The 15,046-nt window shown below is 73.9% G+C and carries 14 protein-coding genes; 5 read left to right on the top strand and 9 right to left on the bottom strand.

Features of this window, described 5'->3' with window-relative positions:
- Window positions 1-22: 22 nt before the first annotated feature.
- Together dxr and AB0H37_RS08010 are read right to left on the bottom strand one after the other, a co-directional pair.
- Window positions 23-1,240 (bottom strand): 1-deoxy-D-xylulose-5-phosphate reductoisomerase, encoded by a 1,218-nt coding sequence (gene dxr, locus AB0H37_RS08015; RefSeq protein ID WP_360611985.1) that lies wholly within the window; start codon window positions 1,238-1,240, stop codon window positions 23-25.
- 84 nt (window positions 1,241-1,324) lie between these two features.
- Complete coding sequence (locus AB0H37_RS08010) at window positions 1,325-1,705, bottom strand: helix-turn-helix domain-containing protein (protein WP_218935040.1); 381 nt, start codon at window positions 1,703-1,705, stop codon at window positions 1,325-1,327.
- A gap of 124 nt (window positions 1,706-1,829) precedes the next feature.
- Here AB0H37_RS08010 and AB0H37_RS08005 point away from each other — a divergent pair, with 124 nt between their 5' ends.
- Window positions 1,830-2,678: an NAD(P)H-binding protein gene (locus AB0H37_RS08005; RefSeq protein WP_360611917.1), complete on the top strand. Its 849-nt coding sequence runs from the start codon at window positions 1,830-1,832 to the stop codon at window positions 2,676-2,678.
- A gap of 1 nt (window position 2,679) precedes the next feature.
- Here AB0H37_RS08005 and AB0H37_RS08000 read toward each other — a convergent pair whose 3' ends face one another.
- Window positions 2,680-3,663, bottom strand: a complete 984-nt coding sequence (locus tag AB0H37_RS08000) for a HAMP domain-containing sensor histidine kinase (protein ID WP_360611916.1) — start codon at window positions 3,661-3,663, stop codon at window positions 2,680-2,682.
- A 307-nt stretch (window positions 3,664-3,970) separates the two neighbouring features.
- On the opposite strand from AB0H37_RS08000, the gene AB0H37_RS07995 reads away from it, so the two are divergent.
- Complete coding sequence (locus AB0H37_RS07995; protein ID WP_229809858.1) at window positions 3,971-4,270, top strand: hypothetical protein; 300 nt, start codon at window positions 3,971-3,973, stop codon at window positions 4,268-4,270.
- Between the two features lie 92 nt (window positions 4,271-4,362).
- Here AB0H37_RS07995 and AB0H37_RS07990 read toward each other — a convergent pair whose 3' ends face one another.
- The 4 genes from AB0H37_RS07990 to AB0H37_RS07975 form a co-directional block, all read right to left on the bottom strand.
- Window positions 4,363-5,568 (bottom strand): ABC transporter substrate-binding protein, encoded by a 1,206-nt coding sequence (locus AB0H37_RS07990; protein ID WP_329093905.1) that lies wholly within the window; start codon window positions 5,566-5,568, stop codon window positions 4,363-4,365.
- Between the two features lie 465 nt (window positions 5,569-6,033).
- Window positions 6,034-6,399 (bottom strand): hypothetical protein, encoded by a 366-nt coding sequence (locus tag AB0H37_RS07985; RefSeq protein WP_179833407.1) that lies wholly within the window; start codon window positions 6,397-6,399, stop codon window positions 6,034-6,036.
- A 225-nt stretch (window positions 6,400-6,624) separates the two neighbouring features.
- Window positions 6,625-8,124, bottom strand: a complete 1,500-nt coding sequence (locus tag AB0H37_RS07980; protein WP_360611915.1) for a CoA-acylating methylmalonate-semialdehyde dehydrogenase — start codon at window positions 8,122-8,124, stop codon at window positions 6,625-6,627.
- Window positions 8,121-9,464, bottom strand: a complete 1,344-nt coding sequence (locus tag AB0H37_RS07975) for an aspartate aminotransferase family protein (protein ID WP_360611914.1) — start codon at window positions 9,462-9,464, stop codon at window positions 8,121-8,123. Before AB0H37_RS07975 ends, AB0H37_RS07980 begins: the two co-directional genes overlap by 4 nt.
- 147 nt (window positions 9,465-9,611) lie before the next feature.
- Here AB0H37_RS07975 and AB0H37_RS07970 point away from each other — a divergent pair, with 147 nt between their 5' ends.
- Both AB0H37_RS07970 and AB0H37_RS07965 read left to right on the top strand, forming a co-directional pair.
- The gene (locus tag AB0H37_RS07970) at window positions 9,612-11,234 is read left to right on the top strand and encodes a PucR family transcriptional regulator ligand-binding domain-containing protein (protein WP_329093913.1); all 1,623 of its coding nucleotides are present in this window, start codon (window positions 9,612-9,614) and stop codon (window positions 11,232-11,234) included.
- 60 nt (window positions 11,235-11,294) lie between these two features.
- Window positions 11,295-12,089: an alpha/beta hydrolase gene (locus AB0H37_RS07965; RefSeq protein WP_360611913.1), complete on the top strand. Its 795-nt coding sequence runs from the start codon at window positions 11,295-11,297 to the stop codon at window positions 12,087-12,089.
- Here AB0H37_RS07965 and AB0H37_RS07960 read toward each other — a convergent pair.
- Window positions 12,064-13,080 (bottom strand): hypothetical protein, encoded by a 1,017-nt coding sequence (locus tag AB0H37_RS07960; RefSeq protein ID WP_360611912.1) that lies wholly within the window; start codon window positions 13,078-13,080, stop codon window positions 12,064-12,066. The genes AB0H37_RS07965 and AB0H37_RS07960 overlap by 26 nt on opposite strands.
- A gap of 115 nt (window positions 13,081-13,195) precedes the next feature.
- Here AB0H37_RS07960 and AB0H37_RS07955 point away from each other — a divergent pair, with 115 nt between their 5' ends.
- On the top strand, window positions 13,196-14,326 hold the full coding sequence (locus AB0H37_RS07955; RefSeq protein WP_360611911.1) for a glutamate--cysteine ligase: 1,131 nt from the start codon (window positions 13,196-13,198) through the stop codon (window positions 14,324-14,326).
- Between the two features lie 61 nt (window positions 14,327-14,387).
- On the opposite strand, the gene AB0H37_RS07950 is transcribed toward AB0H37_RS07955, so the two are convergent.
- The gene (locus AB0H37_RS07950) at window positions 14,388-14,888 is read right to left on the bottom strand and encodes a WYL domain-containing protein (protein WP_179833401.1); all 501 of its coding nucleotides are present in this window, start codon (window positions 14,886-14,888) and stop codon (window positions 14,388-14,390) included.
- Between the last annotated feature and the right edge of the window lie 158 nt (window positions 14,889-15,046).

Below are 15,046 nucleotides of genomic sequence, written 5' to 3'. Positions count from 1 at the left end.
CCTCCCGAGGCGGGTCCCCGGGTCAGGCGGTTGCGGTCAGTTCCCTGGCCCGGGTCCGCGCCCAGGTGTCCGCCGCGAGGACGTCGTCGAGCGTCAGGCCTCCGGTGGTGCCCGAACCGTGCTCCTCCATTACCCGCGCGACAGTGTCGACTATCCCGAGGAACGGGAGGCGTTCCGCGCGGAAGGCGTCCACGCACTCCTCGTTGGCGGCGTTGTAGACGGCGGGGACCGTCCCGCCCAGCTCGCCGGCGCGGCGCGCCAGCGCGACGGCGGGGAACGCCTCGTCGTCCAGGGGGAACAGCTCCCAGGTGTGCGCCCTGGTCCAGTCGACGCCGGGCGCGGCGTCCGGCACCCGGTCGGGCCAGTCGATGCCGAGCGCGATCGGCAGCCGCATGTCGGGCGGGCTCGCCTGCGCCAGCGTGGAGCCGTCGGTGAACTCGACCATCGAGTGGATGACCGACTGCGGATGCACCATGACCTCGATGCGGTCCATCGGGACGTCGAAGAGCAGGTGCGCCTCGATGACCTCCAGGCCCTTGTTGACCAGGGTCGCGGAGTTGATCGTGATGACCGGGCCCATGTCCCAGGTCGGGTGGTTCAGCGCCTGCTCGGGGGTGACGTCCGCCAGTTCGTCGCGGCCGCGCCCCCGGAAGGGCCCGCCGCTCGCCGTGAGCACGAGCCGCCGCACCTCCTCGGCCCGCCCGCCGCGCAGGCACTGGGCGAGCGCGGAGTGCTCGGAGTCGACGGGGACGATCTGCCCTGGGCGCGCCCGCTCCTTGACGAGGGGGCCGCCGACGATGAGCGACTCCTTGTTGGCGAGGGCGAGGGTGCGCCCCGCGTCCAGTGCGGCCAGCGTCGAGGCGAGGCCGAGGGCGCCGGTCACCCCGTTCAGCACCACCTCGCACGGCCAGGCGGCGACCTCGGCGACCGCGTCCGGACCTGCCACGATCTTGGGGATGGAGTAGTCCCCGGTGGCGTAGCCGCGCCGCTTGGCCTCGGCGTAGAAGGCGAGCTGGAGCTCCTGCGCGGCGGACGCCCTGGCCACCGCGACGACCTCGGGACGGAACTCCAGCGCCTGCTCGGCCAGCAGGTCGACCCGCCCGCCGCCGGCCGCCAGCCCGGTCACCCGGAACCGGCCGGGGTTGCGGCGGATCACGTCCAGGGCCTGGGTGCCGATGGAACCGGTGGAGCCGAGGACGACCAGCTCGCGGGCGGCCCCGTCGGGGCTCGAAGGAGACATCACGCGTCCATTGTCGGGCATCGGCCGCCCCGGGATCGCGCGGACGCCGCTCGCCCCGCCGCCGTGCCGGCCCCGCCCCGCGTGTCAGCCCTGGCCCTCGTCGTAGGCGCTCCGCGCCCGCCCGACCTTCTCCAGGTTCTCGGCGGACCACTCCGCGAGCGCCGCGAACAGCGGCGCGAGGCTGCGGCCCAGCTCGCTGATCTCGTACTCGACGCGCGGCGGCACCTCCGGATGGTACGTGCGGATCACGAGCCCGTCGCGCTCCATCTGGCGCAGGCGCTGGGTCAGCACCTTCGGCGTGATCGTGGCGATGCGGCGCTGCAGCTCCACGAACCGCTGCCGCCCGTACTCGTGCAGCGTCCAGAGGATCGGGGTCGTCCAGCGGCTGAACACGATGTCGACCACCGGGGCGATCGGGCAGGCCAGCTCGGCGTCGAGCGCCTCCTCGGTCGTGGCGTCCATCATTGCGGCCTCCCGGGTAGTCACTTTCTTCTAGGTACCTACTATACCGAGGATGCTAGCTTCACCGAGTCGCACCGCGACGGCACCGCCCTCGGGCGATGTCAGTGCAGCTCAGAAGGAGAAAGCAATGATCGTTGTCATGGGCGCCACGGGGAACGTCGGGCGGCCGCTCGTGCGGACACTGGCCGAGGCGGGCGAGCAGGTGACGGCGGTGTCGCGCACCGACCCCGGCGACCTGCCCGCAGGCGTCGCCCACCGTGCGGCCGACCTCGCCGAGCCGGAGACCCTCCGGCCCGTCCTGGACGGGGCGGACGCGCTCTTCCTGCTCGTCGCCGGGCACCTGCTCGGCTCGCCCGAGGACCTGGACCCGCGCGCCGTCCTGGACGTGGTGAAGTCCGCCGGCGTGGAGCGGGTCGTGCTGATGTCCTCGCAGGGCGCCGGCACGCGCCCGGCGGCGCACGGCCACAGCCACCTCAGGGCGTTCGAGGACGCCGTCCGGGAGTCGGGGGTCGGCTGGACGATCCTGCGTCCGGGCGGCTTCGACAGCAACGCGTTCGCGTGGGCGGAGCCGATCCGCGCCCACCGCGCGGCCGCCGCGCCGTTCGCCGACGTCGCGCTGCCGTTCGTCCATCCGTCCGACATCGCCGAGGTCGCGGCCGCGGTCCTGCGGGACAGCGGGCACGAGGACCGCGTCTACGAACTCACCGGGCCCGCCCCGGTGTCGCCGCGGGAACGGGCGCGGACGATCGGCGACGCGCTGGGCGTGCCGGTGGCGTTCGCCGAGCAGACCCGGGAGGAGGCCCGGGCGCAGATGACGGCGTTCATGCCCGCGCCGGTGGTCGACGGCACCCTCGACATCCTCGGCCGGCCGACCGAGGACGAACGCCGCGTCAGGCCCGACGTGGAGAAGGTGCTCGGACGCCCGGCCCGGTCCTTCGCGCAGTGGACCGAGGAGAATCTCGGGGCGTTCCGCTGAGTCAGCGGGAGAGCGGGAGCCGGAGCACGAGGCGGGCGCCGCGGGTGCCGTCGGCGACCTGCACGGTCCCGCCGTGGGCGAGGGCGATCTCCCGCGCGATCGGAAGGCCGAGACCGCTGCCGCCCTTCTCGCGGCTGCGGGCCGGGTCCAGGCGGGTGAAGCGCTCGAAGACGCGGTCCCGGTCGGCGAACGGGATGCCGGGGCCGTCGTCGTGCACCTCGACGACGGCCTTGTCTCCGTCCGCGCGCGCCTCGATCTCGATCTGCGCGGCGCCGTAGCGCTCGGCGTTGGCGAGCAGGTTGCGCACGGCGCGGCCGAGCTGCTGCCGGTCGCCGCCGACGATGAGGCCCGGCTCGACCTTCACCGCCGTCGGGACCGGCGAGGTGCGCAGCGCGGCCTCCGCCTCCACCAGCGCCCCGAGGTCGATGGGCTCGCGGGCGGGGATGTCGCCGGAGTCGATGCGGGCGAGGACGAGGAGGTCCTCGACGATCCGGTGCAGCCGGTCGATGTCGACCAGCGAGTGGCGCAGGGGCTCCACGGCGTCGCCGTCGTCGGGGGCGGCGAGGGCCAGCTCGATGCGGGCGCGCAGCCCGGCGATCGGCGTGCGCAGCTCGTGCGAGGCGTCGGAGACGAACGCGCGCCGCTGCAGGATCGCGCGCTCCAGCCGGGCGAGCAGCTCGTTGACGCGCTCGGCCAGCCGCTCCGCCTCGTCGCCCGTGGGCGGGACGGCGACGCGGCCGGCCCCGTCGTCATCGGCGAGCCCCTCCAGTTCCCGCCTGAGCCGTTCCACCGGTCGGAGCGACCCGCGCGCGGAGCGCGCCACCCCCCACCGGGCCGACGCCACGGCCACCGCCGCGAGCGCGGCCATGACGGCCGCGAGCGCCCAGGGACGCCCCACATCGGCGAGCATGTAGAGGACCGCGGCCGCCACGGCCACCGCGGCCACCATCAGGGAGCCGAGGGCGGTGGCCGTCGCCGACGTCACACGCGCCCGCAGACGGCGGGGCCTGTGCGGCCGGACTCGCCGATCTTCGACGTTCCTGGCCGACATGCTTCCTTTGTACGTAAGCACCCCCCAAAGGAGGGCAAAGCGCCCAGCCTGTGACCGCATAGCCTGGTCCGCGGCGCCGCGGACCGCCGTGCACATCCCGCCGCGCCTAGCGCGACGGTCCCTGAACCGCGGGGCGACACGGGAGGCTTTGCCGCCCTTTTCACCTTCCGTAGCGGCAACAACACGCTTCCCCGCTTATAAAGGAGGACGTGAAGGCGACTCCCACCGGGGGGATGGAGACATGGGCCAGACGGGCGAGCCGGTCGTCGATCCGCGAGGGTTGAGCACGGCCCAGCGTCTGGGCGACGCGTGCGTCGTCTGCCGCAAGAGATGGCCCCGGCCGCGCGTCCGCGTCGGCCGCCTGCCGGACTCGTCCGGGGTGTTCGCGTGCGACGACTGCGCACCCGCCCCGCCGGTACCCCGCGCACGGCGGGGCCCCCGGGAGCCGTTCACGGGCGCCGGATCGGCGGCGGGAAAGCCGCCACCGGCGCGGACGGCGGCGGGCGCCGCCGTCATGGAGGTCTCTCCAGGGAGAGGGTGACCCGGGCGTTTCGGGGGGAAGCCCGGGACCACCCGTCAGGCGCGCCCGGCTGGGGGCGGTCGGGCGCGCCGGAGAGACTCTCGCGCGGTGCCTCAGGCCTTGGTGGCCTGGATCCAGGTCCGCGTCCACTCGGCGTAGTCGGTGCAGTCCTTCTCGCCCGAATCGCCGCCGCACGCCTTCGACGGCTCGTGCGCGAAGACGATCTTGTTGAGGTAGCCGCGGTCACCGACGTGGTAGGCGGCGCAGAAGCCGGTCTTGAGGCGGTCGCCCGAGCACGCCTGCGGGTTGGCGGGCGCGACCCCCGTCCACTCGGCGACCTGCTGCTGGACGTCCGGCGAGGCCGTCCACTGGAGCCACTGGTACATGCAGTTGGGGTGCTGGACGCGGGCGCCGATCATCCACGCGTCCATCCATCCGGTCGCGCCCTCGGACGGGATGACGCCCTGGACGGGCCGCGACGCGCGGTTCAGCACGTCCGCGTGGTAGGGCCACGCCTGGCCGAGCACGGCCCGGCCCCCGGCGAACGCGCTGACGGCGTCGGCCGGAAGGTCCCAGTACTCCCCCACGTACGGGCGCTGCCGGGCCAGGACCCGCCCGGCGGCGGCGAGCTGCGCCGGCGTCAGCGAGTAGGGGTCGCGGATCTTCAGCTTGCGCTGACGGCCCTTGAGGTAGAGCGCGGCCTCGGCGATCGCGAGCGGGCTGTCCCGCATGACGATCTTTCCGGCGTAGCGGCGGGCCTGGCCGGGATCGAACAGCGCGGCCCAGCCCGCCGGCGGCGGGACGGCCCGGGTGTCGTACATCAGCAGGTTGGAACCCCAGACGTACGGCAGGCCGTAGTGCTTGCCGTCGCGTTCCAGGAGCTTGCGCAGCTTCGGTTCGAGCTTCTTGTAGCCGTCCACGAGGTCGGGGTTGATCGGGACGACCTGGTTCTCCTCCACCAGCCTCCCGGCGACCTCCGGCGGCGCGGCGACTCCGTCGTAGCGGCGGTCCTTGTCGCGCATGAGGTCGGCCATCTCCTCGGGCGTCTTGACGACCTTCATACCGATCTTGCAGCCGGTGCGCTCCTGGAAGGGCGTGACCCAGTCCACGCGCGGGTCGGTGCCGCCGCTCTCCACCGAACCGGGCAGCGTGAGGAGGTTCAGCGTCCCCTCGCCGGGGCCGAGGGTGCTCATCACCTTGGCGACGCCCACGGGCTTGTCGTCCCCGCCGCTGCACGCGCCGAGCGCCGCGGCGCCGAGTGCGGCTGCCGCCGCCAGGGCCGTCGCCGCCTTGACCCGTGCCGTGGCCCTGCGCCGCATGTCGCTCCCGATCCGTGCCAGGGCCCTCCCCCTCGCGAACGGCCCGTCGGCGCAGCGTAGCGTCTCCGCGCCGGCCGGACGCACCGGCCCCGGACGCGGTCGGCGGGTGCCGGGCACCTCCGGCCGCCATTGCGCGGTTCGCGGCGGGCGCGGACGATGTGATCGCAGGTTTCACGGAACTTTCCCGCCGTCCTGGGGTCGCCCAGCCCGAATTACCAATGATCGCGACTCGTCTGTTTCCTTGCGGACTATCCCAAAGGTGACGGGAGCATGACCATTACCGCGCCCTTTGATGCGGATTTTGGCCGAGCCGCTGGAAGGGAGGCCGCCGGGGCCCCGGAAGGACGGTGGGTGCTGGCGTCCGCGCCATACACGGAGGTTGCTGGAGAGGATATGGCGCGGGCTCGCGTCCTGCCCGGGGCCGCGGCGGCACCGGTGAGCGTGGCGGGGGTGGGGAACAGCGGATCACCGTGCGGTGCCGCCCGGCCACGCGATCACCGGTACCCGGCCTGACGGCGGCGGTGTGACGCCCTCGAGACGGAGGAGGTTCGAGGGACGCCGCACGTCCTGCCGGGTGTCGCGGGACGGCCGGGAGCGGACGCCCGGAGGCGCCGGCCCGCCGGCCGGGCGCCGCGCCGGCGCGGCACCCGAGACCACCTCGATCCGCGCGATGAGCCGCTGCGGAGTGTCGGCCTCGAGGAAGTCCCCGACGTCGCGGTCCTTGGGCGGCAGCGCCCACCAATGGCCGGTGAACAGGCCGAACCAAATGGTCCAGCCCGGGAATCGCCTTCCGAGCGCGTCCACTTCGGCGGCGTGGTCGCCTGCGGTCATAGCGCGGCTCTCCTGCACATCCGGCTTCACCGGCCCGCGGTCCGATGACCACGGGCTTCTGACTGCCGACCCTGACTTTTGAATTCGCCTCAATTAAGGGAGACAGTCAGATTGTGTCGCCGGACACAGACCCAGTCAATGGGGTGGTGCCATTATTCACCCGGCCGCGCCGGACGAAAATTGACAACGGAAAAACGCACTCGGTAGGTAATTTATCGCGGGTCCTCAGCCGCTGGTGGGGAAGCCGAGGTTCACCCCGCCGTGGGACGGGTCGAGCCAGCGCGCCGTGACGGCCTTCGTCCGGGTGTAGAAGTGGACGCCCTCCATGCCGTGCGCGTGGCTGTCGCCGAACAGCGAGTCCTTCCAGCCGCCGAACGAGTAGTAGGCCATCGGCACCGGGATCGGCACGTTCACGCCCACCATGCCGACCTCCACCTCGTTCTGGAAGCGGCGCGCCGCCCCGCCGTCGTTGGTGAAGATCGCGGTCCCGTTGCCGTACGGGTTGGCGGAGATCAGCTCCATGGCCGCGTCGTAGGACCCGGCCCGCACGACCGACAGCACCGGGCCGAAGATCTCGTCCCGGTAGGCGTCCATGTCCGGGATGACGTGGTCCAGGACGGCCGGGCCGAGCCAGAACCCGTCGCCGGCGCCGCCCAGCACGTCCGGGTCGCGCCCGTCGACGGCGAGCGTGGCGCCCTGCGCGACGGCGCCGTCCAGGTAGGAGGCCACCTTGTCCCGGTGCGCCCGCGTGACGAGCGGCCCCATCTGCGACTCGGGGTGGTCGCCCGGCCCCACCCTCAGCCCGGCGACGCGCTCCTCGATCTTGGCCGTCAGCTCGTCCCCGACGGGGTCCACGGCGACGACGACGGAGATCGCCATGCACCGCTCCCCCGCCGACCCGAAGCCGGCGGACACCGCGGCGTCCGCCGCGAGGTCGAGGTCGGCGTCCGGCAGCACGAGCATGTGGTTCTTGGCCCCGCCGAGCGCCTGCACCCGCTTGCCGTTCGCCGCCGCCGTCGCGTAGATGTACCGCGCGATCGGGGTGGAGCCGACGAAGCTGACCGCCTTGACGTCCGGATGGCGCAGCAGGCCGTCCACCGCCGCCTTGTCACCGTGGACGACGTTGAAGACGCCGTCCGGCAGCCCCGCCTCGGCCCACAGCTCGGCCAGCCGGACCGACGCCGAGGGGTCCTTCTCGGACGGCTTGAGCACGAACGAGTTCCCGCACGCGATCGCGACCGGGAACATCCACATCGGCACCATCGCCGGGAAGTTGAACGGGGTGATCCCGGCGGCCACGCCGACCGGCTGGAGGATCGAGTACGCGTCCACCCGCGAGGAGACGTTCTCGGAGAACCCGCCCTTGAGCAGGTGCGGGATGCCGCAGGCGAACTCGGCGACCTCCAGTCCGCGGGCGACCTCGCCCGCGGCGTCGGAGACCACCTTGCCGTGCTCGGAGGAGATCAGCCGGGCCAGCTCCCCGCGGTGCGCGTCCACCAGCTCGCGGAAGCGGAACAGCACCTTCGCGCGCTGCGAGAGCGAGGCGTCCCGCCAGCCGGGGAAGGCGGCCTTCGCGGCGGCCACGGCGGCGTCGACCTCACGCGGCCCGGCGAAGTCGACGGTCCCGGCCACGCGACCGGACGCGGGCTCGAAGATGTCGCCCCGCCGGTCGCTCTCCCCGCCGAACGGCTTTCCGCCGATCCAGTGCGTCACATGCTTGGTCATGCGTCCTCCCGGCGGGCGGACGGCCCGCGCCCTCCGGCGACGGCGGCCTCGTTCACGGCCTCCAGTGATGCGATCAGGATGCCGAGGCCCTCCTCGGCCTCGTCGTCGGTCAGGGTCAGCGGCGGCGCCATGCGCACCACGTTGCCGTACAGGCCGCCCTTGCCGACCAGCAGCCCCCGCTCGCGGGCCGCCTCCATCAGCGCGGCGGCGAGCGGCGGGCTCGGCTCGCCGGTCTCCGGGTCGGCCAGCTCGACCGCGAACATCAGCCCCTTGCCCCGCACGTCCGCGACGATCGGGAACCGGCCGGCCGCCGCCGACAGTCCCCCGATGATCGTCGCGCCCTGGCGCGCCGCGTTGGACCGCAGGTCGTGGGCGAGGAGGTGGTCGAGCGTGGCGTTGGCGGCGGCCATCGCCACCGGGTTGCCGCCGAACGTGGAGATGCCGACCGCGTGGAGGCCGTCCATGAGGTCGCCGCGCGCGACGACGCCGCCGACCGCGAAGCCGTTCCCGAGGCCCTTGGCGAAGGTGATCACGTCCGGGGTCACACCGTGATCGTCGATCCCCCAGAAGCCCTGGCCCGTCCGTCCCCACCCGGTCTGCACCTCGTCGGAGATGAACAGGATCCCGAACTCGTCGAGGACGCGCTTGTAGGCGGCGAACAGGCCGTCGGGCGGCATCGTGAAACCGCCGACGCCCTGGATCGGCTCGGCGATGAGCGCGGCGACGTCGCCGCCGGTCGCGGTGGCGAGCACGTGCCGCAGGTCCTGCGTGCACGCGTCGATGTACTGCTCGTCCGACATCCCGGCGAACTGCGGGAGCCGCCGGTCGGCGCCGTGCAGGAAGTGGACGTCCAGCGGGGAGTACGACAGGTTCGTCCAGCCGCGGTTCCCGGTGACGCCCGTGGTGGCGAACGACCGGCCGTGGTAGCTCTGCCGCATCGCGAGGACCTGGTCGCTGCGCCGCGCGTACGCGGCCAGCAGCAGCGCCGTCTCGTTGGCCTCCGTCCCGGAGTTGGTGAAGAACACCTTCGCGTCCGGGATGCCCGACAGCTGGGCGATCTTCTCGGCCAGCTCCACCTGCCCGCGCAGCAGATACGCGGTGGAGGTGTGCACGACGCCGGTGGCGAGCTGCCGCTCCACCGCGTCCCGGACCTCGGGCACGTCGTACCCGAGCATGTTCGTCAGGATGCCGATGAAGAAGTCGAGGTAGGAGTTGCCCTCCGCGTCGGTCACGCGGTTGCCCTTGCCGCCGACGATCTCGATGGGGTCCCGGTAGTTGAGCGCCATCCAGGACGGCATGACCGCCCGGTGGCGCCGGAGCAGGTTCGCGTGTTCCGACATGCCACAAGTCTCGTTTCCGCGGGCGGCCGCGACCACCCGCAGAGTGTCAGGACAGGGCACCTCCGCTTAACGGATTGCTGGCGGGCTGACAGCCTGTAACGACCTGATCAGTGCCGCTGACACCCTGTATGGATACCATCGCCGGTGATGCTGCCCACTGTCGACGACGTCCTCCAGCTCGACGCGGTACGCCGCGGCCAGCCGCACGTCGTCGCGGGCGCGGACCGCACCGCCAACCGGGTCCGCTGGGTGCACGTCGCCGAGGTCACCGACATCGCGCACCTGCTGCACGGCGGCGAGCTCGTCCTCACCACCGGCATCGCGCTGCCCGACGAGCCGGAGCGGCTGCGCGCCTACATCGCCGACCTCGCCGAGGTCGGCGTCAGCGGCCTGATGATCGAACTCGGCCGCCGCTACGCCAGCGTGCTGCCGCCCGCGCTGATCGCCGCGGCCGAGGAGTTCGGCCTGCCGGTGATCGTGCTGGCGCACGAGCCCGCGTTCGTCGACATCACCGAGTCGGTCCACGCCCGGATCGTCCAGGAGCAGTTCGCCGAGCTGCGCGCCTCCGAGCAGCTGCACGAGATCTTCACCCAGCTGTCGGTCGAGGGCGCCTCCACCGACGAGGTCGTCCGGCAGGTGGCGGCGCTCGGCGGGCATCCGGTGGTGCTGGAGAACCTCGCCCACCAGGTCCTCGCCGCGGACGCCGGCGGCGCCGACCCGGCCGAGCTGCTGTCGGCCTGGGAGACCCGCTCGCGGGCCGTCCGTCCCGGCCGCCGCACAGGCTACGACGAGGCGTCCGGCTGGCTGGTCACGATGGTCGGCGCGCGGGGCGAGGACTGGGGCCGGCTGATCGTCGACCTCGGCTCGCCGCCGTCCCCGCGTGAGACCGTGCTGATCGAGCGGGCCGCCACCACCCTCGCCCTCGGCCGGCTCCTCGACCGGCACGCCGAGAGCGTCGAGCGGCAGGCGCACGGGACGATCATCGCGCGCATCCTCGCGCACGCCTACTCCGACCCGCAGGAGGCGGCGGCCCGCGCCCGCGCCCTCGGTGTCCCGCTGTCCGGCCGCCGGCTGCTCGGCGCCGTGCTCCGGCACCGCGGTCCCGCCCTGTCCCGGTCCGCCCCGCCCGTCGGGGAGCTGTCGCAGCTCGCCGAGACGGCCGCGGCCGCCTGCAAGGACGCGCGCCTCGCCGCGCTCGTCGGCGTCCTGGACGAGGGCGGCCCGCACGCCCGCGTCGGCGTCCTGGCCTCCCTGCCCGCCCGCGCCGACGTGGAGACCGCGCTCACCGAGGTCGCCACCCGCATCCGCAAGCAGTCCGGCGACACCGTGATGGCGGCCGGCTCGGTGGTGGAGACGATCCGCGACGTCCGCCGCTCCTTCCTGGAGGCCGAGCAGGTCGCCGACGTCGCCGCGCGCGGCTCCGGGGCCCGCCTCTACTACCGCCTGCCCGACCTGCGCCTGCGCGGGCTGCTGCACCTCCTCCGCGACGACGCCCGCGTGCAGACCTTCGTCGAACGCGAACTCGGCCCGCTCCTGGAGTACGACGCCCAGCGCGGCAGCGACCTCACCCGCATCCTGGAGCTGTATCTCGAATCCGGGCGGAACAAGGCGGTCGCCGCCCAGCGGGCGCACCTGTCCCGGCCCGCCTTCTACGAGCGGCTTCGCCGCATCGAACGGGTCCTGGACGCCGACCTCGACGACGTGGAGTCGTGCGTGTCCTTCCACGTGGCGCTGCTGGCTCTGTCGTCCGTCCGCTGGGAACGTTCCTGACCGGTCCGGTGACCGGTGAAGGCCGTTCGCGGCGGGCCCTGCGCGCATACGCTTGACCCCATGGCGGACGCGGTACTGCATGTTCATCGGTACGGGGACCCGGCCGGAGCTCCGGTGGTCATGCTCCACGGGGTCACCGGGCACGGGGCGCGCTGGCGCCGGACCGCCGAGCGGTACCTGCTGGACCACTCCGTCCTCGCGCCCGACCTGCGCGGGCACGGGCGGTCGACGCACGAGCCGCCGTGGACCGTCGAACGGCATGTGGGCGACATCCTGGCGATGATGGACGCCGAGGGCGTCGAGCGGGCCGACCTCGTCGGGCACTCCTACGGCGGGATGATCGCGCTGCATCTGGCGCGGACCGCGCCGAGGCGGGTGCGGCGGCTCCTCCTGCTGGACCCGGCCATCGGGCTCGACCCGGCGACGGCGGCCCGGGAGGCGCGCGGCCACCTGGCGCCCGCGTCGTTCGGCGACGTCGCCGAGGCGCGGGCGGACCGGGCGGCGCACTGGCCGGCGTCTCCGCGGGACGCCGTGGACGAGGAGGTCGCCGAGCACCTGGAGCACGGCCCGGACGGGCGGCTGCGGTGGCGGTTCGAGCCTGCGGCCGTGGTGACCGCGTTCTCGGAGATGGCCCGCCCGCACCTGGCGCCGCCGGCGGACCTGCCCACCCACCTGGTCATCGCGACGGAGGCCGACTTCGTCCGCCCCGAGTTCGTGGTCGACCTGCGCGCCGCGCTCGGCCCCAGCCTCGTGATCAGCGAGATCGACGCCGGGCACATGCTCTACGTCGACCGGTTCGAGGAGACCGGGACGATGCTCGCCGCGTGGCTCAACGGAGGCGGCGCCGGCCGGTGAACGGCGGCAGGGTCAGCGGGGTGTGCAGGCCCGGCGGCGCCTCGGCCACGGCGGCGACGGCGCTGACCATGCGCAGCGCGGTCGACGTGGCCGGGTCGGCGGCGGCGGGCCCCGCGAGGTCCATCCGCCAGGGCGGCTCGCCGTCGATCTCGACGCGGTGGCCGCCGGTCTCCCCGGGCGGCGGCGCGGGCCAGTGGGGCGCGATGTCGGCGCGCAGCCGGGCGACGTGCTCGACGGTGATCACGGGACGGCCGCGCAGCAGTCCCGACACCTGGAACCGCAGGCCGGCCAGGGCCCCCTGGGCGACGCGGCCGATGTCCTCGGGCGCCGGGCACAGTTCGTAGGTCTCGGACACCTCGTCCAGCGGCACGGCCAGGTGCTCGGCGAGGAGACGCACGACCGGGCCCCACGCACGCCTCGGCGCGCCCGGCCGCACGATCTGCGGACGGTGCCCGAGAGGGCCGCCGAAGCCGAGCCTGGCGCCGGCCTCGGGGTCGTCCAGGCAGGTGAACCGGGTGACCTTGACGCCGTGCACGCGCCGGCAGCCGCCGCTCAGCAGGAGCGGGAGCACGTCGTTCACCAGGCCGGGCCCGAGGGTGAGGCAGGCGGCGCCGCCGGTCGCGCAGGCGGACCGGAGCCGGCGGACGAGGGCGCGGTCGGCGGAGGGCGGGTGCACCAGCGAGGGCAGGACGTCCGACACCACGCCCGTGCCCGACTCCAGGATGCGGCACAGCTCGCCCGCGACGTCCCGGGAGCGGGAGGCCGTGTGGCAGACGACATGGGGCCGCCGGGCCAGGAGCGGCGCCGGGTCCTCGGTGGCATGGATCCTGGCCGGGCGGCCGCCTCCGGCCAGTTCGGCGGCGTCGACGCCGGCGTGCCGGGGATCGACGGTGACGACCCCGGCGAGTTCGAGGTCCGGGTGCCCGAGCAGGGCTCCGAGCGACGACCTGCCGACGGGTCCGGTGCCCCACTGGCCGACGAGATAGGACATACCACCTCCTTTTGACCAAGCGCTCGGTCAACGCGGGCGCATTCTGGCATGCCCGTGCGACCAGAACGAGCCCCTCGCGGGACGTACATCCGTGCTGGCCGGGAAGGATGGTCTGGTGACACTTCGCGCGGGTGCGCGCACGTTCGGCGTGGAGGAGGAGCTGCTCCTGGTCGACCCGGAGACGGGCGTGCCCCAGGCCCTGTCCGGCTCCGTGATCCGTCACGCCCGGCGCCACGACGAGCTGTTCCTGACCGGCGGACGGCGCTCCAAGGCGCTGGAGACCGAGCTCCAGCGCGAGCAGCTGGAGACGGCCACCCCGGTCTGCGGCTCGCTTAACCAGCTGTCCGACCACGTCCGGTCGGCGCGGGTGGCGGCGGGCAAGTCGGCGGCCGGGGTGGGCGCCGCCGTCGCCGCCCTGGCGACGTCGCCGGTCAGCGTCCGCCCGTCGCTGACCCCGTCGCACCGCTACATGCGGATGTCCGACGCCTTCGGGCCCACCGCCGACGAGCAGCTCACCTGCGGCTGCCACGTGCACGTCGGCATCGACTCCCCGCAGGAGGGAGTCGCCGTCCTCGACCGGATCCGGCCGTGGCTGCCCCCGCTGCTCGCGCTCAGCGGGAACTCCCCGTTCTGGCAGGCCACCGACACGGGCTCCGACAGCTGGCGCCACCAGGTCTGGGGCCGCTGGCCCTCCAGCGGCCCGACCGAGCTGTTCGGCTCGGAGAGCGCCTACCGGACGGCGGTGGAGGCGCTGCTGGCGACCGGCGTCCTGGTGGACGAGGGCATGATCTACTTCGACGCCCGGCTGTCACGGCACTACCCGACCGTCGAGATCCGCGTCCCGGACGTGTGCCTGGACGCCGACGACGCCGTGCTGATGGGCGCGCTCGTGCGGGCGCTGGTCGACACCGCCGCCGACGCGTGGCGGCGGAGCGAGCCGCCCGACCCGGTGCGCACGGACCTGATGCGCCTGGCCATGTGGCGCGCCGGGCGCTCGGGCCTGCGCGGAGAACTCGTGCACCCGCGCACCCACACCGCCGCCCCCGCCCGCGAGGTCCTCACCGCGTTCGTCGAGCACCTGTCCCCCGCGCTCGATCGCGCCGGCGACCTCGACATCGTCACCAAGCTTCTGGGCGGCGTGCTGGAACGCGGGAACGGAGCCCGCTTCCAGCGCGCCGCCTACGCCCGCAACGGCGACATCAGGAGCGTGGTCACCGCCGCCGTCCAGCGGACGATGGCGGTCTGACCCGCCGATTCGCCCCGGGCCGCCACCGGGACCACGGCGGCGCGGTCCCGGTGGCGGGCGGTCAGTCCGTGCGGCGCCTCTGGAAGGGGAGGTAGCGGTCGGCGCGCCGGTGCCGGGCGAGCAGGCCGGTGGACTCGACCGCGAGGATGCGGTCGAAGCGGAAGGCGCGCACGCCGCGGCGCATGCGGCACCAGCCGACGAGGTACCAGTGGTCGCGGTGCACGAGGCAGGTGACCGGCTCGACCTCGCGGATCGTGACGTTGGCGCCGGCGTCGCCGTAGCAGAGCCGGACGACGCGGTGCTCGGTGATGGCGGCGGCGACCACGCGGGCGCGGTCGGAGGTGGAGACGTCCAGGGGCGTGGTGAGGGTGGCGAGCGTGGTGGTGACCACGTCGTCGTGCGGGGTGGCGTCGAGGAGGGTGTGCAGGGCGCGGCGCGCGGTGGTGGCCTGCGGGCCGGTGCCGAGGTGCGCGAGCGAGAGCGCGAGGGCGGCGATCTCCGCCGCCGTGAGCGCGGCCGGCGCGGTGTGCGCGGTCTGGGGGTGCGTCGCAACGTTCGCCATGGTTCGATCATACGTTCGAACACTGACATTTTGGAGGTCCGCGCGGGGGCGGACGGGCGTCGCGGCGCAGCCGGGGCCCGTCGGAGGCGGCGATCGGCCCCGCGCTTGAGAAGGCGGCCTCGCATGGTGAAAACTGGCCCCGGAAAACATGCTCTATT

This window comes from Actinomadura sp. NPDC023710 (genome assembly GCF_040639875.1).
Lineage (GTDB): Bacteria > Actinomycetota > Actinomycetes > Streptosporangiales > Streptosporangiaceae > Spirillospora > Spirillospora citrea.
This window is presented reverse-complemented; position numbering and strand designations above follow the sequence as displayed.

What these genes read in the sequence shown, in the direction of transcription:
- AB0H37_RS07980 (WP_360611915.1), bottom strand. Translation starts at nt 8,124, where the DNA reads ATGACCAAGCATGTGACGCACTGGATCGGCGGAAAGCCGTTCGGCGGG.
- AB0H37_RS07960 (WP_360611912.1), bottom strand. Translation starts at nt 13,080, where the DNA reads ATGTCCTATCTCGTCGGCCAGTGGGGCACCGGACCCGTCGGCAGGTCG.
- AB0H37_RS07985 (WP_179833407.1), bottom strand. Translation starts at nt 6,399, where the DNA reads ATGACCGCAGGCGACCACGCCGCCGAAGTGGACGCGCTCGGAAGGCGA.
- AB0H37_RS08005 (WP_360611917.1), top strand. Translation starts at nt 1,830, where the DNA reads ATGATCGTTGTCATGGGCGCCACGGGGAACGTCGGGCGGCCGCTCGTG.
- AB0H37_RS07990 (WP_329093905.1), bottom strand. Translation starts at nt 5,568, where the DNA reads ATGCGGCGCAGGGCCACGGCACGGGTCAAGGCGGCGACGGCCCTGGCG.
- AB0H37_RS07965 (WP_360611913.1), top strand. Translation starts at nt 11,295, where the DNA reads ATGGCGGACGCGGTACTGCATGTTCATCGGTACGGGGACCCGGCCGGA.
- dxr (WP_360611985.1), bottom strand. Translation starts at nt 1,240, where the DNA reads ATGTCTCCTTCGAGCCCCGACGGGGCCGCCCGCGAGCTGGTCGTCCTC.
- AB0H37_RS07950 (WP_179833401.1), bottom strand. Translation starts at nt 14,888, where the DNA reads ATGGCGAACGTTGCGACGCACCCCCAGACCGCGCACACCGCGCCGGCC.
- AB0H37_RS08010 (WP_218935040.1), bottom strand. Translation starts at nt 1,705, where the DNA reads ATGATGGACGCCACGACCGAGGAGGCGCTCGACGCCGAGCTGGCCTGC.
- AB0H37_RS07975 (WP_360611914.1), bottom strand. Translation starts at nt 9,464, where the DNA reads ATGTCGGAACACGCGAACCTGCTCCGGCGCCACCGGGCGGTCATGCCG.
- AB0H37_RS07995 (WP_229809858.1), top strand. Translation starts at nt 3,971, where the DNA reads ATGGGCCAGACGGGCGAGCCGGTCGTCGATCCGCGAGGGTTGAGCACG.
- AB0H37_RS07970 (WP_329093913.1), top strand. Translation starts at nt 9,612, where the DNA reads ATGCTGCCCACTGTCGACGACGTCCTCCAGCTCGACGCGGTACGCCGC.